The organism is Persicobacter diffluens (assembly GCF_036244895.1).
Taxonomy (GTDB): domain Bacteria; phylum Bacteroidota; class Bacteroidia; order Cytophagales; family Cyclobacteriaceae; genus Persicobacter; species Persicobacter diffluens.
Map to the genome: position 1 here is coordinate 1128819 of NZ_BQKE01000002.1, position 25750 is coordinate 1154568.

Sequence of the window (25750 nt, forward strand, 5' to 3'; positions counted from 1 at the left end):
CAAAAAACCATTCAAGGCGAGTTCCTAAAATTGGCGGCGCACAATTCAGCTTAAATCATAACGCAACCATAGCGCCCTTCATTTTCAAAAGAAGTAGTCGCTTAAGCACCTATCATTAGAAAGGATAACCGATTGCGAAGTTGAACAACAAATAGTTTTTTCGCCAATCTCGATTCAGCGGATTAAATTGGTTCAAAACCCACTCCGTTCCCTCTTCCTTTGGGGAGAATACTGTAGTACCAAAATCTAAGCGAAGGACAAATAAGCCCTGAATATCCACTCTAAAACCAAAGCCGGTACTCATGGCAATTTGTCTGTAAAACTGATTGAGGCGAAACTCCCCAAAGGGAAATTCCTCTTGTTCATTCAACGTCCAGATGTTACCGGTGTCCAAAAACCATGCTCCTTTCAAAAAGGATATGATGGGGAAACGATATTCGGCATTAGCTCCCAGCTTTATTTCGCCGGTTCTGTCCAGACTAACGGAGTTATTTTCATCCGGGCGAAAGCCTCCGGGCCCCACTCCCCAGGATCTGAAAGACCTTAAATCATTAGGCCCTCCAGCGTAAAACTGTTTTAAAAAAGGAACCGAAGAAGCATTCCCATAAGGTTGTGCCAAACCACCAAACAACCTCAACACCCATTGTCCGCCATTAAAAGTATCCATATAGAGCCTGAAATCCGGGGCTATTTTGATGTATTGGGAATGGGGAACAGAGAATATTTTAAAGGGATCTTCAGAGGTATCTTTCGTTATTGAACCCGTATTAATCAATTGTAAAACATTACCCACCGTCTCCAGATTGATGGACATATACATTTGTATCCATTTCTTTTGGGCTTTTAAAAGCTCATTATAAGTATAGGTAAAGCGCGTTCCGAGTAATAACTGATCCTGTAAAGAGCGCTGCAGCCTTAAATTATTTTCCAGTATCTCGTCAAATTCCGGTGAGCTTCTTAGTTTATGGATATAGTTAATAAAAATAGGGTCCCACTGAAATCCTTTATGTGCTTTTTTCCGCCACTGAAAACCATAAAATGCTTCCGCTGAAAAAAGGATCACCTGACTCTGAATACTTTTGGCTTTAAAATCAGTACCTACCTTGGTTTTGGGTAAAAACTGGCTCTTATAACGGATATTAAATGGGGTCCACAAATCCGGTAATTCCAGTGAAGTTTCGATCTGAAAATCGTAGGAGTAGGTGGTACTATCACCTCCGAACTGGGTTTCAAAACTCACTTTAGGCCGAATTTTCAACAATTCAGCTCCGCCAAAAGCATTTCTGTTTATATAATTAATATTCAATCCGGGCCCGGCAAAGTTATTACTTTTACTCACCGCCTCAAGTTCAATCTGAAAGGACTTCTTAAACCTTGGAGTTAGATAAATATGCGCATCCAGGCCCCCTTTTTCATCAGGCGTTGGGAAATATCTGATATTGACAAAACGATAAATCCCTAATCCCAACAAACGCTTTTGGGAAAAAACACTGGCCTCTGCCTGGTACAGCAATCCGGGACGGATTAGAATTCCAAGTTCCAGGACCGAAGGCTTAACGTATCTCTTAAAATCAACATATTTGAATGGTCCGATTTCGGTTATTTCAGAGGTTTCTACTTTCTGTTTTCCATCATAATAATCATAGACATAAACATTTTTCACCTCGTATTTATGCAGGGCTTCCTCTGGTGTTTTTTCATCCAGTCGGAGATCCAGATCCATGGTTTTAGTTTGTCGAAGGGTATCCGCTTTATAATAAAAATAGTCAGGTGTGAAATAGTAAAATCCCCTATTCTTAAGCGAGTCAGCCAAGCGATTACGCTCATTTTCCAGATTTCGGAACTGATAAACGTCTCCACTATCCAGAAAGGACTTACCTTTTACAGACTGTAAATATTGGTGAATTTCCTCTTTTTCTTCCAGCTCAGAAAGCTTTCCCAGCCTTGTTGCCCGGTCTAAGCTGATCTGATAATTCATGGTGGCCGTTTTCTTTTTGCTCACCGAATCCCGTTGAATAGAATAGCGAAAAAAACCATTGTCCTGTAGATGGTAAGCCAGTCTTTTATCAAATAACTCCCAATCAATATCGGACATATAGACCGGCTTTTCTCCAATTTTATATTTGAAGAAATTACGCAATCCTTTATCTTTCTTTGGCTCCTTTGTGACATAATAGAACCAAAGACTAGGCCGGGAAGCCACTATTTTAGTATTCGGATTCAGGGGCAAAAGCCCCAAAAGTTCGCCATTGAGTCGCTTATTCACATCTTCTTTTTGGGAATATTGAATATCAAAAGTAGTTCCCTGATAAAGATGTTTGCCTTCCGGCACATGTCTTAAACCGGAACAAGAAGCGAATAATAGTAGGCTACAGATAAAAAGTAAAAGTTTATTCATTGATCAGGGAGTCCTCCTGAGCTCTTTTTTTCTCGAAAAATTTCAGGATATCATTATAGTCCTTGGAGAACAAAATGGATATCCCCTGGGTCATCACATCCTGAGTAAGCAAATCTTCCGTATCCTGATATCGGAAACCTTTCAGGCGATATCGCCGATCCTGCGTCAGGGCATATTCCACTTCAATATCCTCACTAATTTGGCTGGCACCGGATTGCTGATCATCTTCCAACATCATATTTCCTCCCACCGAAACATTTAATCGGTCATCCAATAGTGACTTGGAGACATTCATTCCTACCTCTGTAGAACCCGCAGAATTTTCCCCATCATAATTGTCAATGGCAAAATTAATATCAACCCCTTTGACAAGACTATTGGACAACTTATTTAGCGAGCTCTCCACCAATTGTGAAACAGAAGAACGAGCCGTATTCCCGACGGCATTTCCTCCGCCGGACTCCTCTTCGGGAATGAAACTACTGGTTAACAAAACGGAAACGGCCTGCTTATTTCGCTGCGCTTCGTCCTGATTAATCTCCGAAATTCGAGCGTATACATCCCCACCAAAATCCTCACGACCGCGCGGGGGCATTCCAAGATAAAAGTTAATGCGAGGATCGGAAATTTCATTACTAATGTTGATATCAATGTAAAAATCCTTTTTCTTTTTGTAGGCTTTCTCCAGGCCGGTGGCACCCAAATCGATCGACTGCACCATAATCGGATAAGGGGGAACCGCCACCTCATAGCGGGCCGTAAGGTTTAAGATGCCGCGATCCGGAGCTCCGGTAAAAATAATTTTACTGCCTTGCACAAAATCAAATCTACGGCCGACCAAGCCATAAAAAGACAGCTTGTAAAATCCCTGTTTAACTTCATAATTTCCCTCCAGGCCGGTGGTGCCATCCGGTTTATAATGGAGATTAAGGTCAGCCAAACCCTGAATTTCCATTCGGTCCCCGGAGTATTCATCCACCAAAACGGTAAATTTACTATCATCATCCACCGTAATTTTCATTTTGATTTCAGGCGCCGTTACAGAAAGCTGAATGCTGTCTTTAGGGCTTGCTGTTTCAATTTGCTTGAAGCGAATCACCTGATCATGGCCTGCGGCCGCACCCTGGCTATCGGGTAGCCGGAGATATAAATCCGTATCATTCAAAACACCAAAGGCACCCGTCACCAAAGGCCTGCTCACATCGCCTTTAATCGTCAGATCACCATAGGCCAGTCCCTTTCTACTTTTGGGCGCATTCATGGCCAAAAACGGCTTCCCTTTAATGGTTAAATCCAAAGGCTGCTTTCCGGCAAGCCCAAGGGTTCCCTGAATGTCTATTCGTTTTCCATTGGGATCTGTGAGGCCAAATTTTTCAAACTCCAGGAAATCTTTCTCCAATAAAATCTTTTCATCCTTCAGATAGAGTACTACCGGATATTCCATTGGTCGGGCATAAACCTCCCGAAATTTGATAGCACCCTCCGCTTTTGGCTCTTCATTCTGATATTCGAAATCCAGTCTTCCGGTAATCAATCCGGAAAGCGAATCAACGGACGCTTCCAGCAAAGGCGCATAGGCGTAGAGTTCCAAAGTATCCAATTGCAAAAAGCCTTTAGCTTCCGGACTTTCCCCCTGCAAATTGACTTTGGCTTCCCCGTGAATCTTCTGCCTTCCGGAAAGGTCCAGCAGCAAATCAAAAACTTTAGCCTCCTGAGAGATGGCGGTCAGCATCAAATCCCCATATTGGCGATCATTAAAGAACAAATTCCGAACATATAGCCCGACTTCTTTATGTTGGTCGGAATTCAGATCCCGATAAAAAAATAAATCGGACTGAAGGGAATCTTCATTCATCACCAGTGCTAGTGTAGAAGCGAGAGAATCCGTCAGGATTTCCCCTTTCCAGTGCGCCTGAATTAAGCCATCTGCACCGGCAAAAAGGCTATCCAAATCCAAATGAAAGGCAGCCTCTTCTTTGCCCTCTTGTTGTCCGATCATGACATCTACCCCATAAACATCCAGACTGTCCATCCTCAACCGGGGCAATTGAAATCCCAAATCGAAAATATCATTACGATCATCCCAGTGGAAAGTTAACTCCCCTGACGCCAATTGACGCACGCCCGGGATAATCCCGGAAGTATATAAATCATGCTCTTTCCACTTTAAATCAAAGCTGAACCAGGGAATATCCAGGCTATCGCTGGTTGCTTGATTTCCTTCTCCGATATTCGATAATTCAGTAAAATAAGCTTTCCATTTCTCCACATTGGCAATGCCCATCGCTTCCAGCTCAAATAAATCCCCGGTCATATTGGCCTGTAGGGAATCGCCATCGAAAAATGCTTCCACGCTCAAAGAATCAAAGCCAACATCAACCTGTTCCTGGCGAATTCGGAACCCTTCAATTCCAGCCAAAATCGAAACCACATCTGCCCGCATCTTTGCCTTCCCTTTTGATGCCAGTGACAGTTCCAGCGATTCTTCCCATAAACCAAGGGGCATTAAGTCAACAGGCTCCAGTGTCAAGTCCCAGTCTACCTCCAGGCTATCTTTATAAAAGCCATCTGCCAATAGTTTAAAAGGAAAAACCGGAGAGTCCTGCCCTAAAGCAAAGTGAAAGTCCCCGTATTTCCAGTATCCGTCCCCATCTACCGGGCCATATTCTTCTGACAGGTAATCAAAGGAAAGTGAATCAATGGAAAAATTCACTGCCAAATCCGGGAATGAAGTCCCCTCTCCGGCCACTTTTATTCCCCCGTGAATATGATTGGGTAGGCTGTCCCCAAATATTTGCTGCACGCGGAAATCATCTAATCCAGCGGATATCTGATATTTTAAATTCACCAGATCTTCTATGTTTTCCGCATCTGCCACTAATATTGCATTTCCCCAGTCCGAATTAATCCCGCCACTAATGTCTACTTTTTCCGGATTCAACAAACCCGACAAATGCAAACTAACCGAATCCGGATGAGGATTCCCCAACCAACTTGCACTGTCCAGCACCCATAAAGCTTCTTCCAAATAAGAATTAAGTCCCAGACTATCCACTTCCATTTGCACCAAATTCCCTTTTAATACCCGCATCTTTCCGGACAAATAAGCCGTGGAATTTCGGGAGGTTTTTAACTGAAAGTCTACCGGCCCTTTTCCTTGTTGAATGTCCGCCTCCAAATTTCCGCCAATCCAGTCTGCTGTACTTAAATTCAAGCCCGCTGTTTTTGCCCCCAGATAGTTAATATCCTCCGCAGAAAAATAAAGCGTATCCATCACGGCCTTCACTTCGCCCTTCCGGATTCCTTTAAAATCATAGGTCGGCAGATTAATATTTGCCGCCGCATTCAACAGGGAACTGCTGGTTTTAAACTCTAATGCCTGCAACAAAATAGCGGAGCCTTCCATCGAAAAATCTCCTTTGAGCTTCCGCACCCGCAAGCCATTCTGCTCTTTCAGCTTCGCCTGTTTCAATTGCGCTGATATTTTATCCGCACTATAATGCAGGCTATCCAACACCAGTGATAGGTCTTTGATGCCCATATCTTCCGGATTGAGCTGTCCTTCATAACGAAAGTTTGCTTTTTTGGTGTGATACCGCAAGGCATATTGGTCCACCTCCAAATGATTCAGGAAAAAGGAAAGATTTGAAATCGTAGTATCCTCCGGACTCGTCTGTTTCGGTTGTGAAGCATCCTGATCGCCTCCGGGCGTTGTGGCTGGCATTAACACATCGGCAATCAAACCGGTGGTCTGCACCTGATCGATCCCGTAAGCCTCTTTTTCTAAATCCACCGAAAGCGTATATAAAGTCAACGAATCCAAATCCGCCGTAGCTTCCAGCCCATCCATTTTGAAGTCGACCGATAATTGTCGTACCATAATGGAATCCAAACCAATGAACAAAGGTGGCGGAGGACTATTGGTGGTATCCGGAGCAGATTCCTGCACCCCAAAGGCATCCAAGATATATTGATAATTGGGCTTTTCAGAACGCATGTCCACCCGGGCGCGCGCGTTTTGTATTAAAAAGGAAGACATCAGGAGATCTCCATTCAGAAGATTTGACAATTCCCATCTCAATGAGGCTTCCTGAATATAAGCCAGCGTATCGGCCTCCGGTGTTTGCAATAACACCTCTTCCAAAAATATCCCCTGAAAAGGCTTTAATCTAAACAGACCGATTTGGGTGGGAGCTTCACTTTTAGTCTCAATATAGTTCGACAATTGATCTGCAATTTTCTGTTGAACGGCCGGCACAAATAATACCGTCCCTAACAGGATAAATACCAACAGTAAAAGTCCAACTAAAAGAGCGCCTAAAATTAACAGCAGCTTTTTTAGCATTTATAAAATTCTCTAAGAAGGTTAAGTTTTTCCGAAATGTGCGGATTGCTTAATATTTATACCAAAATTAAAATATAGAAGTTCCTAAAATATTACTTTTCCACAAACAATCTTACAAGAATACGAAAAGTATGGATTTGATCCATTCACAGCACCTTAACATATTCGATTGATCAATTTCAATGATAACATCATTAAATTTTAGCTGCTTAATTCGTTTTTTGTTTCCGGCCTTACATCTACTGCTCCTCCTTAAAAAATTGCTCCCCACAAGCGATGTAAGGACCGCCCCCTTGTTTTGGAGGGAAAACTATAGGCGATCGCCTATATGCAATTACAGGGCCTTTAAGGGGCTTCCCTTCAAAGGACAAATTGTCCCTTATTGCATCATTTTAAGTACAATTCATCGATTATTTAAGCAAAAACGAGCAATAAATAGTAGAATAATAAGTATATTGCATCAAATAAGATACAAATCATGACTCAAGAATTAATCGTTAAATTTTTATCCAGCCGTCCGGGCCTCAATGTCAAGAGCTTGGAAGAGGAGGCTGGTCTTTCACGACAAACGTTGGCGAAGGTATTAAGGGGAGAAAATGGCCGCCGGCTAAATGATTTGCACATCAATAAATTGATTCCAACCCTGAATAATTATGGTTTTGGACAATTTATTCAAAGTCTGCAAACAAAGGAAAAGGCGGAAATCATTGCCGTATTTAATCACAAAGGAGGGGTGGGCAAAACCACCACGACCATCAATCTTGCACGAGGCTTACATAAAAACGGTTATCGCGTACTGATGATAGATTTGGATGCCCAGGCCAACCTTTCGACCTGTTTTTTCACCACCGAGGAATTTCCGGACAAAAATGAGCTATTACTTTCTGCCCTGAATGATGAGGTAGATCCTAATGAAGCCATTTACCAGGCCCTGGAGGATGAAAGTTTTGACATCATCGCCACAGATGAGAACCTTATCGAGAGCAAATTAAAAGCGGTAGAAGGAGTAAAAGATGTATTGTTGAAAAAACGAGTGCTGGATAAGGTTTCCGGCAATTACGATTTCATCTTGCTGGATTGTCCGCCTTCATTGGGATTTTTCACCAACTGTGCTTTAAATTCGGCAGACTCAGTGGTAATCCCGGTTATTCCGGAAGAAATGAGTATTCAGGGGCTCGCCAAAATGATTGGCGCTATTTCCGAAATTCGGGAATTGAAAGACCATGAAATTGATATTGACGGGGTATTAATCACCATGAAAGATGCCCGCTATGCCACCCATGAAGAGTATGAAGGAGCCATACGTGATTTCCTCTCTCGTGCAGGAATTCGGGTATTTAATAAAATCATCCGAAAAAATGCGCAGGTAGCCGAAGCCCCGGCACACAAAATGCCCGTACTGGATTATCGTCCAAATTCTAACGGAAGTAAGGACTATAACGAATTTATTCAGGAGTATTTACAAATAAAGGAAACCGCTCAGGTATAATATGGCGAAGAAAAAAGCATCAAACAGGGCCAATCTGGATACACTGAACAACCTTAGTGTTAACGCCCAAAAGTTTTCTCAAACCAAGGTAGTGAGTGATGGCACCCTTGCGGATGAGATCAAGAAAAACATTACCATTCATCCGGAACTACAAAAATATATTCGACCACTTTCGGAATCGGAATACCAGATTCTGGAGCAGAATATTATGGCCAATAACAGGATTTTTGATCCGTTGATTGTCTGGAAATCTGCAGATAAATACTATCTGGTGGATGGCCACCACCGCTATAGCATTGCGCAAAAGCATAAGGTGGATTTCAATATTGCCCTTTTGGACAATCATCCGGATATGGAAGCGGTTAAAGTTTTCATGGATGAGAAGCAGCTGGGCCAGCGGAACATGACCGGAGAGGAAATTGCCTTTTTGCGTGGAGCAACCTATGAGCACCGCAAAATCAAAGATCCGTCGCAAAAAAGGGCCGGAGGAGGAGATACCGCCGAAGAGCTGAGCCAGGTATTCCATGTAAACCCAAAAACCATCAAGCGGGACGCCCTTTTTTACAAAGGGGCCATCAAACTGCCGGATGAAACACGACAAATGTTGATACAGGGGGCACTTCCCTACACTAAGCGACAAATTGAAGATTTGGGTCGTAGTGAAATGGATGGAGCAGCTTTTCTGGAACAGATGGAAAGTAAAAAAGAAAAAACGGCAACGAATGTCGCAAATCCGTTGGTAAAGCCTAATTTGACGCCGATACAGAAGCAGGAAAATTTCATTCGCAACAACATCTCCAAGCTGATGAAAGAGCGCAATAGAAAGACTTTCTACAGCAACCTAAGTAAATCCTCGGAACAGGATAAACAAGCGCTTAAAAGCACGCTGGAAGAGCTTAAACAAGAGGTTCAGGAATACCTGAATATCCTGGGTTAAAAAAACACAAATACTTGAGTCATTGGGCCTGATTATGCGACTAACGTTGCTAATCGGGCTTTTTTTTTTACTTTTTACGACACCATCACCAAATCCCCGCTCTACAGATTAGATTTTACACTTTGCCTGAGAGAGTATTCACTTATGAAATAAGTCGAATTAAAGCCCGCAAGACCTGTAATCCAAAGCAAAGTGCTTATTTTCAATACATGGAAAGGATATTTAAGTACTTCAATTAGCCCCAATTGGAGCAAATTTACTTATTCCGCTACTCTAGTAGAAAAAATAAAATCGGGAACTATTGCTTCATTTTACTGTGCCCTCAGTGCCTGAGGAGGAATTAAACCTTCAGAATCCGGCCTTATGTCGTAATAAATCTAAATGAATATTATATGCGACAAGTGTTGCTCATAATAATACCACAAATGTTGGGCACCTCTTTAACTAATAAGAATAATATATTTATAAATAGATAGATTAGTTATTATTATTAATTAGGCGGTTGGATGTAAACATTTGTCTTTCTTAAGGTAAGTCACTTTAAATCAGGATTTTAAACCACTTATTTTGCGCAACATTTGTCTTTATAAATAATTTGCCTCCTAACGTTTGTCTTATTATTGGAATTGGATGTGCTTATCCTTTAACTGCATTCCATCTTTAGAGACTCTGTATCAGCTTTTTATTGTACTACAAATGTTGCGATGCCATTGTGAAATTTTTTAAAGGACAAATATTGCTGAGGTAAATCTTTATTGAGACAAACGTTGTAGCATTTTTCGGTCTGTAGGCGCTAATTTTCAGTTGATCATTTTGTTTTCTTCCTTTTAAAGGATTTTCCGTCCTTTTTTACTACAAACGTTTGTCGTGCTTTTGGTCCTCTTTCCAACATTTGTAGTAATATTATTACTTTCAGACAAATGTTGGTGAGTTATACTGTAAACGTTTGTCTTAATAAGTATTTAAATTTACTTTTTACTACAAACGTTTGTCGTTTAATATTATTTGACTACAAATGTTGGACGAATTCAACAACATTTGTCTTCAAAAGAAAAAAGTGGGCGTAATTTTGGCAATATTTTTTAAAACGACTATTGTTGCAGGCTCTGATTCAGGCTATTTTGCAACGTTTGTCTTTTAATCCTTTATTACGACAAACGTTGACAAATTTTTATACCGCAATGCTTGTTGTTTTCTGTGCGGAATCCCCTATCTTTGACTAATCTTCAATCAGTAATTTTCATTTTTGGATGTCAGTAAAGGGATCACAAGGGACGCTTGATATATTTTCAAGAGAGATTACTCATTCTGTTCAGGAAATTGAGAAAAGTGGTGGCCTGATGGGCGATAATAAGCGCAATAAGCGGGGCGATAGTCTGGTGTTGCGCAATAAGGCCATTCAGATTATCTATTTTGCAGTCACCGAGGCGCAGGATGAGATTTTTAAACATTTCGATCGGATAAAGGGCCAGTTGGACCTTTTACCTATGGAAGATGATAAGCACGCCCTGATCAACCGTGAAATCTGGCAAAGAGCCTATACGGTACGTCTGAGACGAAAAGACTTCCTGAATGAATACGATAGCTTCAAGACGCAAAAGCAGCGCTACGATCAGGCAATTTTTGATTTGTACCAGGCAAAAATTCAGCGTTGGGAATACAGCTATGAAGAGCAAAAAATGACGCCCCGTTTTATCAATGCAATCACCGAGATAGAGCCGGTGAAATTTGACATTGTAGATGTAGACGGTCGGGAAATGCCGGTGAATATCGAGGAGGTCAAAATCCACTTTTCCGGTGCCTTTTTACGAACTTTCTATGGCTTTAATAAAGACGAAAAAGTCATTAAATATAAGTATGAGACGATTTTCCGTCTGAAACAGACTTATTCAGTATTCTATTACACGCTTTTTCGCTCTTTCATTTCTTCTGCAGAGGAGACCTTTAATCAGGGAGAACTGATTGAAGTGGAGATGGACATTGAGCAATTGAAGAAAAAAGTGGGGGTGGCTTTCGAGGTGGATTTGAAATCTGAACATGATTACGAGCGCATTACATCTGATATTTCTAAAAATAAAATTGGGAAATGTGTGCCGGATGACGCCTATCCCTGCCGCCTGACGATAGACGATTACCCCAGATTCAATGATTTCAAAAAGCGGTCGCTGGATCCGGCCATCAAGGATATCGTCAATAATACCAATATTGAAATTGATTATGATTTGCTGAGGGCAGGGCGAGGAAACCGTGTTTATGCGGTAAACTTCAAGATTAAGCATCAGGCCAATTTATTGTATATAGAACAAGGGGGAACGGAGGAGCAGGAAGTTCAGGTGGTTTCGGCCTCCTATGATGAGTACTCTCCTACCGAGGTAAATTTGATTCTTCAGGAGCTCAACCTGTTGGGATCCAATAAAAAACAACTCGGCAAGTGGACTGCGCAACTGATTGAGGCTTTGAAAAAGTTTGGAATGGACAGCATCAAAAACTTCCTTCCGGCTACCATGAACAGTCGCTCCAGAGATAAAGTCTCCTTTTTGTTGAAGGCTTTGGAGATGAATAAGGTGAAGGAAGACGCTTTTGAAGCCAAACCGGCTACAGCCTCTATCTATAAAGCGAGCAATTTCCGCCCCAGGACAAAGGCCAATTTCTCCACCATTTTCCAGAAATTGGAGACCCTGATCATGAGTTATGAGCAGCTCCTGACCCATGAACAGATGGAAGCGGTGGCTCAGCGTATGGGAAGCTTTGCCACCCGACCTTCGGTGGAATATCTTCAAACTTGTTTTGATAATGAGTTGAAGGAAATTGCAAAGGCACCCGCTCCGATACCTGAGGTGCCCAATTCGCGACCAGCGAATGCCTCAAAGCCGGCGCCTATGGCTTCCAATGAGCAAAGTTTTTGGGACAATAATATGAAGCGCAAGGCGGAGCAGGAGCAAAAAGTGGCGAATTCCGAATTGAAAGCGAAGATTTCGTTTGAGTATCAGGGCGTTTGGGATGAACTTCGTTCTAAATATCTGATGTTCTTTGGTCCTACCAAGGTGGAAGATTTCAAAAACTATTTAGTAAATGAAGCGCCGACTTTGGAGCGTAAGGATGTTGGAAATCTGGAAGAAATGGCTTTCGAAAAGATGAATGAAAATACACTGAAATGGTATGGCCGATTCCTGATCCGGAAGTTTTATTTAACTGAAGAAGAAAAGGACTATGCGGAAAATGGAGTTTTGGCTTATGCGGAACGGAAGTACAATATTCCCCGAGATGACTTTAAAAGAATGTAGTCCCTCTCAAAAATATTACAGATCTTTAGCCCCAATTTTGGGGCTTTTTTTGTTTTTGGAGGAATGGATTACACGAAGAATCAATGGGGAGATGCTTGGATTGCTGATTTAGAGGCAATTGATCACCAGGAAAGATTGGCCAAGGGAGCTGATTGGGCAGGAAAAGGAGCGGTCAAACAATGGCTTATTCGGGGGCATACCCTTTGGGCGCAAGTGGGCGGGCAATTTAACCACTTTTATCGGGTGGGCTTTCAGTATCCGGAAATGTCTGCAGATCAGAAAAAGAAGATTTGGGCATATTTACTGGAAGATACCTATCGGATGGTGCATTTGTTTTATGGTGTGGTGCCGGAGGGTTTTGGTCAATTCCTTAATGAGCAAATAGTGTTTTTTAAGCCACAGCATTGGACTGAAATGCGGATGCAATGTCAATGTACTGCTGATGCGCAGCCTTGTGTACATACTGCTGCAGCGCTTTATCACTTTGCGCAACAGGTCAATAAGGATCCCCTTTTGCTTTATAAACTACAAACGTTTGATTTGAAGACAAACGTTGCCAGGTATTTTCAAAAAGAGGGACAAACGTTGGAGCATAGCAGTTTTCAGTGGAGTTCTGTCGTCGATGTCGATTTTATTCCTGAAAATCAACAAATTCAAATGGTTGACTTTGGAACACTGCCCAAGTTTACCGAGCAACGCTTGTCGTTTATAGAGGAAAATCCACCTTTATACCACAAGTGTTGCAAACAATTGCTGTTAAACGCCTTTAAAAAACTCAAAAAACTTCCCGATTTTTTACCTGAAGTCGAAGAAGACTTTCAGCAGTCCCTTTTAGCACATTTAAAATTATCCGATGATTTCTTTTTGCTCTTTAATGAGAGTGGATGTCTTTTAAAAATTCTTCATACTCATGCAGAGGGGTTTGTCGAATTGATTCCCGCTGGGCAATTTAATCTTTTTTGTGAGGTTATTCGGGCTATTCCGCTTTCAGAAATCAATTGGTATGGCCCGAAAGTACAGTTATTACGACAAACGTTGTTATTGTGCCACCTGGCTATTGAACGACAAATGTTGCAACCTTTTGTGGTACAAAGTGGGCAGAAAATGATTGTTTCATGGACAATAGCTCATTTTGATGCTAATATACGACAAATGTTGGAGGCCTTATCCCGTCAACTTTCCGATCATCTTTGTTTTTTGCAGACAAACGTTGGTGTCAAACCGATTACTGCTGTGCCACAATTATTGCTTTTTGCCGGAGGATTGATACAGCCGATGCTTTCTGAGTGCTTGTTGCCACTCCATGCTGCTTCTGCTGAGAACAGTATTCCGGCAATTTTATTTGGTGACGGTTATTTAGATTTAGCTAAAGAGGAAGAAAGTGCACAGGCAATTGCTTTGGAAAACTGGTTACGGGCTTTCAGCCTGGAAAAAGCAGAAGAGCGGATTTTATTACAAATTGATGAAGCTGAGAATGAGGGACAATTTGTCCTTAGATTATTGGCGGATCAGACGGAAAACGTACAGGGAGAAGAACTATCTTTCCGTGCCTTTTTGAAATCTGCGCCTTTAAAGGTTCAAATGCGCCTGTTTAACCGTATTCAGCCGCTTTGGAATCGCCTTCCGGTATTAAAGCAACTAATGGAGGCGGATTATCAGGCCGTCACTTTTAATCAACAGGAATTGGCCAATTTGCTGATTTATTTGCTACCCCAATTAGAGGCTATGGGTTTACAGATTCGGTTGACCAAGGCTCTCCGGAATCTGGTGCAACCAAAATTGACCATTTCGATTAGTTCAGAAGAGCAGGAGCGCAATAAGGGACAATTGGATTTGAAGTCCTTATTTAAATATGACTGGAAAGTCGCATTGGGGGATGATGTATTATCGGCCGAAGAGTTTGAAGCTTTACTGGATGATATTGAAGGAGTGGTAAAGCTTAAAGGGCAGTATGTGCATTTAGTAGCAACAGATGTCGCGAAATTGATGGCACAATTGCAGAAAGGAGGTCCGAAAATACAATTTGCCGGATTACTAGAGGCTGCTTTGGAAGAACACTACCAAGGCCAAACCATAGAATTGGATCAAAAAGTTAGGCAACATTTGTCGCAAATAAAAGAAGTACGACAAGTGTTGCCGCCGAATAGTTTACAGGCACAGCTCAGACCCTACCAACAAATTGGTTATGAATGGCTTTTGAAGAATGCTTATTTGGGCTTAGGCGCTATTATGGCCGATGATATGGGCTTAGGTAAAACGCTGCAAACACTGGCCTTTTTGCTGAAGCTTAAAGAGGAGAAACGTTTGTCGCATAATAAGCCCGCGCTGATTGTTGTTCCGACCTCTCTATTAACCAACTGGCAATCAGAAATTAAGAAGTTCACCCCTCTTTTAACGACAAAGGTTTACCACGGACAACAAACAGAGCTGAATCGGGAGTTTGATCTTTTATTGACTACTTATGGTAAATTCAGAATGGCCCATGAGCGATTGTCTGAAATACCATTCTCTTTGATGGTGATTGATGAGGCGCAAAATATTAAGAATGCCCAAACCCGTCAGAGTCAGTTGATTCGCGCGTTTAAAGTTCCTATAAAAATTGCACTGAGTGGTACACCCGTTGAGAACAGATTGATGGAATACTGGTCGTTAATGGATTTTGTAAACCCTTCCCTACTGGGAACCGCGACCTATTTCAAAAAGCATTTTGTTAAGCCCATTGAAGAAGAACAGGATTTGGAAAGATTACAAATCTTTCACAACATTTGTCGTCCTTTCCTGATGCGTCGTTTAAAATCAGATAAATCCATCATCTCCGATTTGCCTGAAAAGATCGAAAACAATCACTTTTGTGCGATATCTCCTATGCAGGCCAGCCTTTATCAGGCTACGATGGAGCAATATATGATGAAAATGGATGCTGCTGAAGCGAAAGACCGTTCTGCACTGATTCTTCAACTCATCACCGCATTAAAGCAAATATGTAATCACCCTTACCAACATTTGTCGCATGGAGAGCAGTCGCCGGAACATTCCGGTAAGGCCACTGCCCTAATGGAATTAATGTCCAAAGTGGGAGAAGCGGGTGAAAAAATGCTCATTTTTACCCAATATCGCCAAATGGGTAATCTTATTTGCGACTGGATTCGAACTTATTTTAATAAAGAACCACTCTTTTTACATGGGGCATGTAGCCGTGATCAGCGCGACGAAATGGTTCAAAAGTTTAAGAAAAGTGCGGCTCATCCCTTCTTTGTATTGTCTCTGAAGGCCGCGGGAACAGGCTTGAATTTGGTAGAGGCCAACCATGTGGTGCATTACGATTTGTGGTGGAATCCGGCTGTGGAATCACAGGCGACGGATCGTGCCTACCGTATAGGGCAGCAAAATAATGTCATGGTGCATCGTCTCATCAGTAAAGGAACTTTTGAATCTCAAATCAATGATTTGATTCAGAAAAAGAAAGTTTTAGCAGAGGAAGTCGTGGAATCCGGGGGACAATTTTTGGGTGATATGTCGGATCGTGAGCTGGCCGATTTCTTTAAACTGAAAAATGCTGAGCAGTAAATAGTTTTTTACCCGCTTCATACGTTTTTGAACCCTTGTTTTAGCTATAAGGCCGGAAAAAAGAAAATATTTGCTCTGGTTTGCCTTTATCCCAAAAAGCAGTTGAATGAGGAGATAGCAAGTTTACCCATTTTGGGTGATTTAAATATCAGGAGTTCTGCCAGTATCGTTTAAGAAATAGGCTCATAATATGGAGTTTTTGAATTTAGGGATATGTAATTCTGCTTAACATAGCTTTTTCCTGCTTAAATCCTCAATAAGCTGCAAGGTGGGAATTATGAAGGAATAATCCCCTATTTTTAGTTTTTCCAAGGAAGCAGACAAATGAGGAGAAAGCAAACTTGCCCAATTTAGAATATTATGAAATCAGTAAATACAATATGTTGGAGTTGAAAATAAGTTGCTTAAGAGGCGTCATTTCTAAATTTAGCGGTGAATAATTTAGTTTAATTTTCCCCATCTTCTTATTGAAATCAAAAAGGCCTTGATTGAACATTTACTTCAACCAAGGCCTTTTCGCTTTTCGGTGGTATCAGAATCATCCTGATGTCTGATCTTTATTTTTTACCGTAACTGGGATGATAAATAAAGAGTAAACTACCTTCCTCCAAAGATTTTATAAACTCCTGATAGCCTTCCTGCGGAACGGCAGGACAGCCAAAGCTTCTACCCAACCTTCCATGCTGCTCCACAAAAGAAGGAGAAGCATAGTCTGCTGCATGGATCACAATCGCTCTTTCTCTTGCTTTATCGTTAATTTTTCTTTCCAATCCATCCAGCCTTCGGGAAGGTCCGTGTTTGCCGATATAATGCTCCCCTACCCGGTATAAACCCAATGAACTTTGATGTGAATTGGGAATGTTGGAGAACTTTATTGCTTCCAAATCCCCGGAGCCTTTTCCATGGCTTACCAGATTATGATAGATCAATTGTTGTTTTTCAAGATCAATCAATACCATTCTTTCCTTGCTAGAAGGTTTGGAAAAGTCGATAATGGCGATCAGTTTCGAAGTAGATGTAGGAGCTTGTCCGTTTATTTTTTCAAAAGCTCTGGAATAAGCATCTTTACTGATATAATGATTAAGGGACAAAATGTCCCATAATTCGAATATATTTGCTTCGTTATTATCATTCGCTTCCTCCTCGGAATTAGCAAAGGAGGATGGAATTGATATCACACAAAACAATAAACCTGTCAATAAGGAAGTAAAAAGCTGTTTCATTATTCTGGGGTTATGGAAGTCGATCGGCAAATATATAGCCAAAAGCCTGAACTTCAATAATTAATATCGTGATATGAAAGTAATTGGTTTAGAAAATGATGGAAAAAAGAAAAATTGAACAAATTCATCCGGTGCTTTGCCACCGAATCCGACAACAGGTGATGTGGCCGGATCAGCCCCTGTCCTTTGTTCAGTTGGATCAGGATGAGGAAGGTATTCATCATGGCTATTATACAGAGGACAAATTGGTCGGAGTCCTTTCCTGGTTTTTTGAGGACGGGAAAGCGCAGTTTCGAAAATTTGCTGTCTTGCCCGAATTTCAAAGTAAAGGCATTGGGACGGAATTGTTGACTTATGGTTTGGACGAAATGCGTCGTTTGTCAGTTAAACAGGTGTGGTGTAATGCGCGTATTGAAAAAAGTGATTTTTATACCAGATTTGGACTGGAAAGAACCACCGAACGATTCCAAAGGAAGGGAAAGGAATATGTAATAATGAGAATGAATTTAACATAATGTTTTAGCTGCGATTTCAACATCAACATAAAAATGCCTTTGACGAAAAAGTGGTTGCCGAATTTTTAGAGGGGCGCGGTTTGACGCTTGCTTCTTTAATGGGAATACAATATGTAATTAAAGGCGGATTGCTGGAGCCAGAAGGAAAGCAGGAACTGGCAAATTTGCTTCAGAGGGAAGGTTGGCGATTGGAATGGCTGGATGTCCATACTTTTGTCATCAGTCATTAAAAATACACCTCATGAATTAACCCGAATTATTTCAGCTCAAAAGCCGATTAGCTTCAAGGGAAAATTGAAGGAATTGTTTAAAATTTTCTTTTTCCAATGAAGCAGTCAAATGGGCTTAGAACAAGCTCAGCCAATATTGGTCGATTAAAAAATTGGGAAATCAGACTGAAACACGCTAATAATAATGTGTTTATTGCAGTATTTTGAGTCAGTTGGCCAATCTTTCGGCTTAAGGAAGACGGTAAAATATATAGAAAAAGAGAATTGAAATTTTACTGAAGGCATTTATAAAACCTTAACCCGAATTATTCACCGCCAAATGCAGGGATTTGTTTTAATTAGCTAATTATCAGTATGGAACATTCGTGTCGACTGATTTTTTTATAGCCCAAATTTGGGCAAGCTTGCTTTTTCCTTATTCATCTGCTTCGTTGGAAAAAACTCCAAATAGAAAACTATTCCTTCATTTTTCCCGCCTTGCAGCTAAACGAAGATTGAAGCATGAATAATCCGGGTTAAATGCCTCGCAATACTTCAATTCTGCTGCCGAGGGCATGGATTTAGCCTATTTTACCATTATTGGGGGAAATTATGAGCTACAATGGATTTGTTCAGCCCCATTATTTTGTCCAGATATATGTCAGATTGTGGGAATAAATTTTTCATTTGCCCGATACTTAAAAGCTGTATTTCATTGATGATGGATTCCGCAGCTGCTTTATCTTTTGCTTTTTTGATATGGCCTAAATCAAATCGCTGAGTAAGATTAACACGCATGGATTTGGGCAAATATTGAAAAAAAGGAAACACGAAATGAGGCTCTAGAGGAAACCAATAATTAGGAGTTTGAATAAAGTGATATCGCCCCACTCTTTGTATTTCATGTGCCATTTTTTGCTGGTTTTCCCAGGAGAATAAATGTTCGATGACGGAGTTACTGAATACCACATCGAAGAAATTATTCTCAAATTCTGATAAATCGGTGGCATCACCTTTCAGTGACTTGAAATTGGCCAGACTTACCTGTTGGTGTTCCAGATTCAAAAGGTATATTTCAATATCTTCGGAACCCGTGAAATTCATGGCCTTCCAAAATTTTTCTGTCCCGCCCACATCGAGAATTTTGACAGGTTTTCCCAAGCCATTAAGTTTGGATAAAAAAAAGTCGAAGCGTTTTCGCCGGGATTTCGACGCCATGGACTGAGGATTGGAGTTATCAGCTACTTTTGAAAACATAGGTTAATTTTTTTGGTGAATGAGTAATGTAAGGTCCTAAAAGGATTTTATTACAATTAACTTTATTCGCGACAGGCGGTTTTTTTTGAAAAGCATTAAATTGATATAGACTCTTGTACGCTGTTCAACGATTTATCCCAGGGATCAATGCTAATTTTATTGATGATGATGATATCCTCTTTTCCTTTTAACCTCAAGCAGCCTAATGTGGTTTGGAGCCTTCCTCCTGAATTGGAGGAGATTTCAGGCCTTTGTTACGTGAATAGCAATAATTTGGCAATGGTCAATGATGAAAGTGGGGTAATCTACATTTTTAATGCCCAAGAGGGAGCTTTGATACGCTCTTTAGAATTTAAAGAAAAGGGGGATTTTGAGGGGATTACTTACCATAAAAGCCAATTTTATGTCCTCCGAAGTGATGGGAAATTATATGTGGTACCGGAAGATGGAAAGGGCCATAAATCGTATCAATTACCCTTTAAGCTTAAAAATGATTTGGAAGGATTGACCACTGACGGAAAATATCTTTTTATTGCGCCCAAGGGCCGATCAGGCATGGAAGGGGAAAAGGAAAAGCATAAGATTATCTGGAGGCTTTCGATAGATGATTTGAAGCAGGAGCCACAAAAAGCCCTCAAACTGAAGAAAAGTGATTTTGAGGAAAAGGAAGGGAATGGTTATAAGGGGGTCGCTTTTTCAGGACTCGCCATACACCCTATTACTAGTGATTTTTACGTCCTATCTCATCGGTCCAAGCACTTAGTAGTATTTAGTCAGGAAGGAGCTTTAAAACAGCTTCTGAAGCTGGATAAGGAAGTGTTTCCGCAACCGGAGGCCATTTGTTTTGATCACATGGGGAATCTTTTTATCGCCACTGAGGCCGTGGGGAAACAAACAGCAAAATTATACCGTTTCAGCGGGTAATAAAAAAGCCGCACAAGGCGGCTGGCTTATTTTTGCTTTTCAGGAAGCGGAGCAATTTTTCCAGTGTAGCTGATGGCATCTTTGTTTTGCGGCTTTATCCTTAATGCCCCACTGCCATTACTGAAAATTTCCAGATAACATTGGTATTGCTCATTTCCTTCATTTATATCGAATGAGATGGTTTTTCGATCTTTCTTCTCATCGATTTCCATCTTTTCATTTTGTTTTTTCTGATTGAATTTAATTCCCCCTTCTGAGCTGCCGTAAGAGGCAGAGAATGCACGGCCAAAATAAGGCAGATAAGCAATCGCTTCCGGGCCATTGAATGTTAGGGTATAATTATCTGTCACCACATTGAGGGTACGGCCTCTGAGTGGGCTTACCTGCTCCACATTAAACACAAATTTTCCAGACATCACCAGGGAATGTGTTTGTTGTGCCAATTTTTCCTTTTCCATTTTCTTACGTTCCTTTCTGCTTAATTTTTCCTGAGCAGTGGCGGGTAGAAAATTCAGGGATATTAAACTTAAAATAATAAGCAGATATTTCATGGCGTTATCATTTTTGGTGGATATTATGATAGCGTTTTTATTTCAGATAATCCGCAAAATCCAGAGGAGTCATCATTGTCTAAATTCGGATTATCTTGGATTTCGAGTCGTTTATTTACGCGTTTTATTAAGTTGCAAAAAGAATTAATCTTAAAAAAATGAAATTTATAGAAATAGTTAGTTTTTTGTTTTTAACAGTGGCTTGGCCCTTCAGCCTTCAGGCACAGGTTTATACAGAGGATTTTGTGAGCCAGTGGGAAAGATCCAGGAAATATACCCTGGCTACCTTGGAAGTATTCGATCAGGAAGGATTGGATTACCGACCAACTGAAGCGGTGATGACCGTGAGGCAGGAATTCTTACATATGCTTCAAAACTTCGGAAAGCTGCAATTCTATGCTACTGGCAAGCGGGAATCTCCCCTTCTGAGCAAACTAAAAGGGACTGAAGACTGTTCCAAGGAAGAACTATCGGAATTGATTAATTTTGGATTTACGCATACCCTTGAATTATTCGAACAATTTAGTGATGAAGAATTGGCGGAGCCGGTAGAATTTTTCCGCTCCGGGGTGGAAATGCACCGGATGGGAATCTTTCTTTTGATGCGCAATCATGTTACGCATCATCGTGGTAGACTAACCTTAATGTGCCGGTTACAGGGCTTGGAACCCCCAAAATATGTGGGCTGGTAGCCCTGAAACGCCTAAATCCCCCTTTTTTTTACTAAAAAAGAAGATTTTCGAAGAATATTAGGTTTTAAACCTTTGATAATTGAAGAACTTTTATGATTATTAAGTGTAAACTTTTAAGGATATGGATATTTACAATAAGATTAAAGAAATCATTGAAGAAGGCGAGAAGGATGCTTCAGACTTCTACAACAAAGGAAACAAAGCTGCAGGTACTCGTACCCGTAAGCGTATGATGGACATTAAGAACCTTGCTCAGGATTTGAGAAAGGATGTTTTGGACAAGTCCAAAGCCTAATTTCCATCGAGAAGAAAAAAACCACATCATTAGATGTGGTTTTTTTTTGTCATTTATTATCGAGAACGCTTATTTTTTTTCTGAGGATAATAGTTTATTTCTCTTTCAATTATTAATAAGATTTCTCCTCCCTCATATATTATTTGCTTTGTCCAATTTTGGTAACGGTCATATTCATACTCATATCTGAAGGTCGACATAAGGTTTCCATAGGCGGAATAACTTGTTTTTTCTAAATATCCCATTGTATTATATTCATGGGTTTGTTGTCCGATTATTTCTCTTTCCGCAGTAAGAAAGTTAGTTTGGTGTCGTTGCTTTTTTTTATTGTATTGGTATTGTTCAATATTTAAAGTTCCCTCTGCTGTCAGCCATTTCTCTTTCTCAAAGAGCTGACCTTTTTTATTGTACTGATAGTTTGAATAAAAATTGATAACATCAGAAGCATTTCGGTCTTCGAAACGGCTGAGGAGTCCTTTTTTATTGTATTCGAACAGATAAAACCCTTTTAAATGCCCGTTTTTCTCCCAGCGGTAGTATTTAGGAGCAGTAGATTTTCCTTCATAAGCATACCGATATTGATCCGCAACGGAAGCTTCTTCCAGAAAAACCAGTCTCTGGATTAGGCGGTTATCATCATCATATTGAAATTCCGTTTTTTTCATGATAAATCGGTCCGAATTCTTGGAGAGCATTAAAGTATAATCTCCCTTTGTGTTGAAATAGTACTCCTGAATCCCGTCAGAATAAACCATTTCTCCTTTTTCTTTAGGAGAGGAATTTTTTGGATTGAACTGTTTTTCGATCACAGATTTAACTTTTCCCTTCAGCTGTAGTTGTTCAGCATCTGTAAGTGATTTTTTTTGTCCAAAGCTTATCAGGCTTGAAAATGACAATAGGATAAGGATGTATTGCTTCATGTTTTAACCCGAATTATTCACCGATAAATTTATTAATTGAGTGCAAGTAGTTTAAATTCAGTTTATTACAATTTATTTTTTTTGAATTATAATCGCCCAAATTTGGGCAGGCTTGCTTTCTCCTCATTCATCTGTTTCGTTGGAAAAAACTCGAAATAGGCAACTATTCCTTCATTTTTTCCGCCTTACCGCTAAACGAGGATTTAAGGGTTCATTTTTTTCTTTTCAACCATAGATTGCCCTATGTAATGCTCCGCCAGAATTGATTCCCCTTTCCGAAGGATGGATGATCAGTCAACGGAAAGGATTTTTTGGGCCTTATAATAATCCCCTATTTTTGGGGAGCTTACGCTCTCCTTTCCTTCATAGGAAAAAAGTGGAAATCGAGAAGAATTCCATTGTTTTTCCCCTGTTACAGCAATAGGATGTATATTTAGAGCATTTTAAAAACCGCACCATCCGGCTGCAAATTCGAATTATTGGAAGCGATTTTGGATAATTTCTCAATAATAGCGCTGCTATTCTCTCAATATAGTCGGGTATCGCTTCTGCAATAATCAAATTCTCGTTACGAATTTTGGCTTTTAAATCTGCTTTCAGCCACTGGTATACATACAGATTAGTGCAATTTTCGTGGAAATATGTCTGTTGTATCAGGGGTTTTTAGGGTTAATTTGTTATTTTTTCATCCCTTTTTGTCTAGGTTGGTCTTTTCGTAGTTTTCCTCAACTTATTTGGAGAGATTTTAGAAAATAAACCGCAGCTAATCACAGAGGACATGTCAAATTTGTATCAATATGAAATTTCCGACTTAAAAGAACAGTTGGAAAAATGGGAACAGCTACTTGATGGCAGGCTTGAAGGACATACTTTGTATGTTAATAATGGCAATTGTCGGGGGCAGGTGGAAGGTTATATGCTGGAGGAGGTAGAGTTGATTGTCATCCAGATGGATGTCTTTAAAAGCTTTATAATGGAGCGCAGTGGCATGCGTACGACGGGTTGGTTGCCCATTTTGGTTTATCAAAACTCGGCAGTTGAAGTACTGACGGAGGAAGGCGAAATCTTTGATTTAGGCCTGAACGAAGGTATTTTCTTTACCAATATGCCTTCCGGAATTCATTTAAAAGCGGGAAAGGATATTTTGGTAGTGGTGATCCGATTTAAGAAAGCCTTGTTGGAAAAATGGCTAGGATCAGCATCTCTTTATTTGGGCTTTGATGTGGATAAATCATTCCTGTATTTTGAGCCCTTAGTTCCACAATTTCGGGATACCCTGAACCAAATCAGAAAGCCGGAAGTGGAGAAAGAGCTGAGGGAGTATTTTTTTAATATCAAATGCCACGAGATGATCATGCAGTCCGTAGATGCCCTACTGAAGCGGGACAGTTTGGGGCAACAAAGCCAGGCACAGGATATGATTCCTATCTTTAATGCCAGAAATCTACTGACGCAGGATTTGTCCAAGCCCCTTACGATTCAGCAGTTGTCGGAAAAATGCGGCATGAGCAGTACGCGCCTCCGGATTTTGTTTAAACAGGTTTTTGGAAAAACCGTTCACCAATATCTGGATGATTATCGCTTTAACGAAGCGAAAAAGCGTTTTGAGCAGGGGGCTAACAATGTGACCGAGGTCGCTTATAGTATTGGCTATGCGCATCTGGGACACTTCACGGCGAAGTTTAAGAAGTATTTCGGCCTTACTCCCAAACAATACGCCAAGTATGTCAATAAAAATAAATAATTAACGGCAGAGCCTTTGTATGATTTCCTCATGTTCAGGAAATTGTTCTAAAAGCGAAGTTTTATTGGCCAGTTCAAAATCCTGAAAATCGAATCCGGGAGCTACCGTACAGCCCACCAAAGCAAATTGATTTTCCGATTGATTTTCCAGACAGGAGGCAAACCAGGATCCCGCCTGAATAACCGAAAAGAATTGATCTTTTTCCAAATTTTGACCCATCCGATGAATTTTCAGCGTTCCTTCTGTTGTAATTTCATAAACCAATAAAGCCGTATTTCCCTGATAATAGTGCCAGCCCTCATCTGATTTGATTCGATGGAAGGATGAAAAATCACTACCTGATAATAGGTAATAAATCGCGGTGGATGCATTTCTTTTACCATCAAAGCCCGATGGTTCGATGGTCTTTTCATCCCGATAGAGCTCTTTATAATACCCTCCTTCCGGATGTGGTTGTAAATCTAATTTTTCAATGAGTGCTTTGATCATATTCTTTAGGGATTTGAATGTTACCTCTTTGCTCTAAATATTGTAATTTACGATAAGTGGAAGGAGATTGCCCGATGGTTTTTTTGAAAATCCGGGAAAAATAATAAGGATCCTCATAGCCCACCTCTGCACCAATTTGCTTTATATTTTTGTCAGAGAAGGAAAGTAAATCACAGGCCTGCTGCATCCTTAAACGAATGTAGTAATCCACAGGGGCGAAGCCTGTCCGGTTTCTGAAAAGTTTGGAAAAATAGGGTACCGAAAAGTTGACATGCTGGGCAATGTCTTCTAAAGACAAATTTTGCCCTAATCGATCTTTCATGATGGTGATGGCCTGATGCACAATATCCTGTTTGATGGCATTTTTTGTTCCGCGGAAGTGGTTCACCCAAATGAAGCTGGATAGGTAGTTTCTAAAGATTTGATTAATGTATACCAGATTTTCCCAGCTGTCCCCCATTTCCAGGGTAGCGTATATTTCTTCAAACATGGCATTCCGGTGCTCTTTGCGCTCGAAATGGGTATTTTGAAGAAAGCCCTCTTTATGGTAAAGTTCGAACCAATTTTTTGCCTGTGGACCGGAAAAATGCACCCAAAATACCGACCATGGATTTTCCGATTTGGCTCCATAGGCATGTGCTTTTTCCGGAGGAAGAATACAAAAGTCATTTTTTGCCATGGGCAAATGCTTTCCATCGAATTCTACCCAGCCTAGGCCTTTATTGCAATAAATGAGGACATATTCCGGGGCGCCCTGGTCTCTTTGACAAAAATGATAATCTGCCCTTGGATAATAGCCCATATCGGTCAGATATAACCCTCCAATCATTGAGGATGCCTCGAGGGATTTTATCAGGTCTCTCGGAAGATTAATTTTTCGTTTTCCTAATTGCTGTTGCTCCATTTTCAAC

The 25750-nt window shown here is 40.7% G+C and carries 18 protein-coding genes; 10 read left to right on the forward strand and 8 right to left on the reverse strand.

Going from position 1 to position 25750, the window contains the following annotated elements:
* Nucleotides 1-115 precede the first annotated feature (115 nt).
* Together tamL and AAA970_RS18500 are read right to left on the reverse strand one after the other, a co-directional pair.
* On the reverse strand, nucleotides 116-2398 hold the full coding sequence (tamL, locus tag AAA970_RS18495; protein WP_338238379.1) for a translocation and assembly module lipoprotein TamL: 2283 nt from the start codon (nucleotides 2396-2398) through the stop codon (nucleotides 116-118).
* Entirely contained in the window at nucleotides 2391-6743 is a 4353-nt protein-coding gene (locus AAA970_RS18500) for a translocation/assembly module TamB domain-containing protein (protein ID WP_338238380.1), read from the reverse strand. Before AAA970_RS18500 ends, tamL begins: the two co-directional genes overlap by 8 nt.
* Before the next feature lie 478 nt (nucleotides 6744-7221).
* Here AAA970_RS18500 and AAA970_RS18505 point away from each other — a divergent pair, with 478 nt between their 5' ends.
* From AAA970_RS18505 to AAA970_RS18520, 4 genes are all read left to right on the forward strand, one after another.
* A complete protein-coding gene (locus AAA970_RS18505) occupies nucleotides 7222-8232 on the forward strand; it encodes a ParA family protein (RefSeq protein ID WP_338238381.1) in 1011 nt (336 codons plus the stop codon).
* 1 nt (nucleotide 8233) lies between these two features.
* The gene (locus AAA970_RS18510; protein WP_338238382.1) at nucleotides 8234-9169 is read left to right on the forward strand and encodes a ParB N-terminal domain-containing protein; all 936 of its coding nucleotides are present in this window, start codon (nucleotides 8234-8236) and stop codon (nucleotides 9167-9169) included.
* A gap of 1250 nt (nucleotides 9170-10419) precedes the next feature.
* Nucleotides 10420-12453 carry a replication initiation protein gene (locus AAA970_RS18515; protein ID WP_338238383.1) on the forward strand — a complete coding sequence of 678 codons (2034 nt, stop codon included), beginning with the start codon at nucleotides 10420-10422 and terminating at the stop codon, nucleotides 12451-12453.
* Nucleotides 12454-12516: 63 nt separating this feature from the next.
* Nucleotides 12517-16020 carry an SNF2-related protein gene (locus AAA970_RS18520; protein WP_338238384.1) on the forward strand — a complete coding sequence of 1168 codons (3504 nt, stop codon included), beginning with the start codon at nucleotides 12517-12519 and terminating at the stop codon, nucleotides 16018-16020.
* Nucleotides 16021-16577: 557 nt separating this feature from the next.
* Here AAA970_RS18520 and AAA970_RS18525 read toward each other — a convergent pair.
* Nucleotides 16578-17243, reverse strand: a complete 666-nt coding sequence (locus tag AAA970_RS18525; protein WP_338238385.1) for a murein L,D-transpeptidase catalytic domain family protein — start codon at nucleotides 17241-17243, stop codon at nucleotides 16578-16580.
* Between the two features lie 95 nt (nucleotides 17244-17338).
* On the opposite strand from AAA970_RS18525, the gene AAA970_RS18530 reads away from it, so the two are divergent.
* Together AAA970_RS18530 and AAA970_RS18535 are read left to right on the forward strand one after the other, a co-directional pair.
* Nucleotides 17339-17758 (forward strand): GNAT family N-acetyltransferase, encoded by a 420-nt coding sequence (locus AAA970_RS18530; protein WP_338238386.1) that lies wholly within the window; start codon nucleotides 17339-17341, stop codon nucleotides 17756-17758.
* 50 nt (nucleotides 17759-17808) lie between these two features.
* Entirely contained in the window at nucleotides 17809-17988 is a 180-nt protein-coding gene (locus AAA970_RS18535; protein WP_338238387.1) for a hypothetical protein, read from the forward strand.
* Nucleotides 17989-18564: 576 nt separating this feature from the next.
* On the opposite strand, the gene AAA970_RS18540 is transcribed toward AAA970_RS18535, so the two are convergent.
* Nucleotides 18565-19224: a methyltransferase domain-containing protein gene (locus AAA970_RS18540; RefSeq protein ID WP_338238388.1), complete on the reverse strand. Its 660-nt coding sequence runs from the start codon at nucleotides 19222-19224 to the stop codon at nucleotides 18565-18567.
* A 162-nt stretch (nucleotides 19225-19386) separates the two neighbouring features.
* Between AAA970_RS18540 and AAA970_RS18545 the strand changes: the two genes are divergently transcribed.
* The gene (locus AAA970_RS18545) at nucleotides 19387-20148 is read left to right on the forward strand and encodes an SdiA-regulated domain-containing protein (RefSeq protein ID WP_338238389.1); all 762 of its coding nucleotides are present in this window, start codon (nucleotides 19387-19389) and stop codon (nucleotides 20146-20148) included.
* Between the two features lie 26 nt (nucleotides 20149-20174).
* Here the strand turns inward: AAA970_RS18545 and AAA970_RS18550 are convergent, their stop codons facing one another.
* The gene (locus AAA970_RS18550) at nucleotides 20175-20699 is read right to left on the reverse strand and encodes a DUF4251 domain-containing protein (RefSeq protein WP_338238390.1); all 525 of its coding nucleotides are present in this window, start codon (nucleotides 20697-20699) and stop codon (nucleotides 20175-20177) included.
* Between the two features lie 158 nt (nucleotides 20700-20857).
* On the opposite strand from AAA970_RS18550, the gene AAA970_RS18555 reads away from it, so the two are divergent.
* Complete coding sequence (locus tag AAA970_RS18555; RefSeq protein ID WP_338238391.1) at nucleotides 20858-21391, forward strand: DinB family protein; 534 nt, start codon at nucleotides 20858-20860, stop codon at nucleotides 21389-21391.
* A gap of 121 nt (nucleotides 21392-21512) precedes the next feature.
* Nucleotides 21513-21686: a hypothetical protein gene (locus AAA970_RS18560; RefSeq protein WP_060688344.1), complete on the forward strand. Its 174-nt coding sequence runs from the start codon at nucleotides 21513-21515 to the stop codon at nucleotides 21684-21686.
* A 56-nt stretch (nucleotides 21687-21742) separates the two neighbouring features.
* Here AAA970_RS18560 and AAA970_RS18565 read toward each other — a convergent pair whose 3' ends face one another.
* On the reverse strand, nucleotides 21743-22606 hold the full coding sequence (locus tag AAA970_RS18565; RefSeq protein ID WP_338238392.1) for a hypothetical protein: 864 nt from the start codon (nucleotides 22604-22606) through the stop codon (nucleotides 21743-21745).
* A gap of 778 nt (nucleotides 22607-23384) precedes the next feature.
* Between AAA970_RS18565 and AAA970_RS18570 the strand changes: the two genes are divergently transcribed.
* Nucleotides 23385-24350, forward strand: coding sequence for a helix-turn-helix transcriptional regulator (locus AAA970_RS18570; protein WP_338238393.1), 966 nt, complete (start codon nucleotides 23385-23387; stop codon nucleotides 24348-24350).
* On the opposite strand, the gene AAA970_RS18575 is transcribed toward AAA970_RS18570, so the two are convergent.
* Together AAA970_RS18575 and AAA970_RS18580 are read right to left on the reverse strand one after the other, a co-directional pair.
* Nucleotides 24351-24839 carry a cupin domain-containing protein gene (locus tag AAA970_RS18575; RefSeq protein ID WP_338238394.1) on the reverse strand — a complete coding sequence of 163 codons (489 nt, stop codon included), beginning with the start codon at nucleotides 24837-24839 and terminating at the stop codon, nucleotides 24351-24353. It lies immediately after the preceding gene.
* Nucleotides 24820-25743, reverse strand: a complete 924-nt coding sequence (locus tag AAA970_RS18580) for an AraC family transcriptional regulator (RefSeq protein WP_338238395.1) — start codon at nucleotides 25741-25743, stop codon at nucleotides 24820-24822. The genes AAA970_RS18575 and AAA970_RS18580 overlap by 20 nt, the downstream gene beginning before the upstream one ends.
* Nucleotides 25744-25750 lie beyond the last annotated feature (7 nt).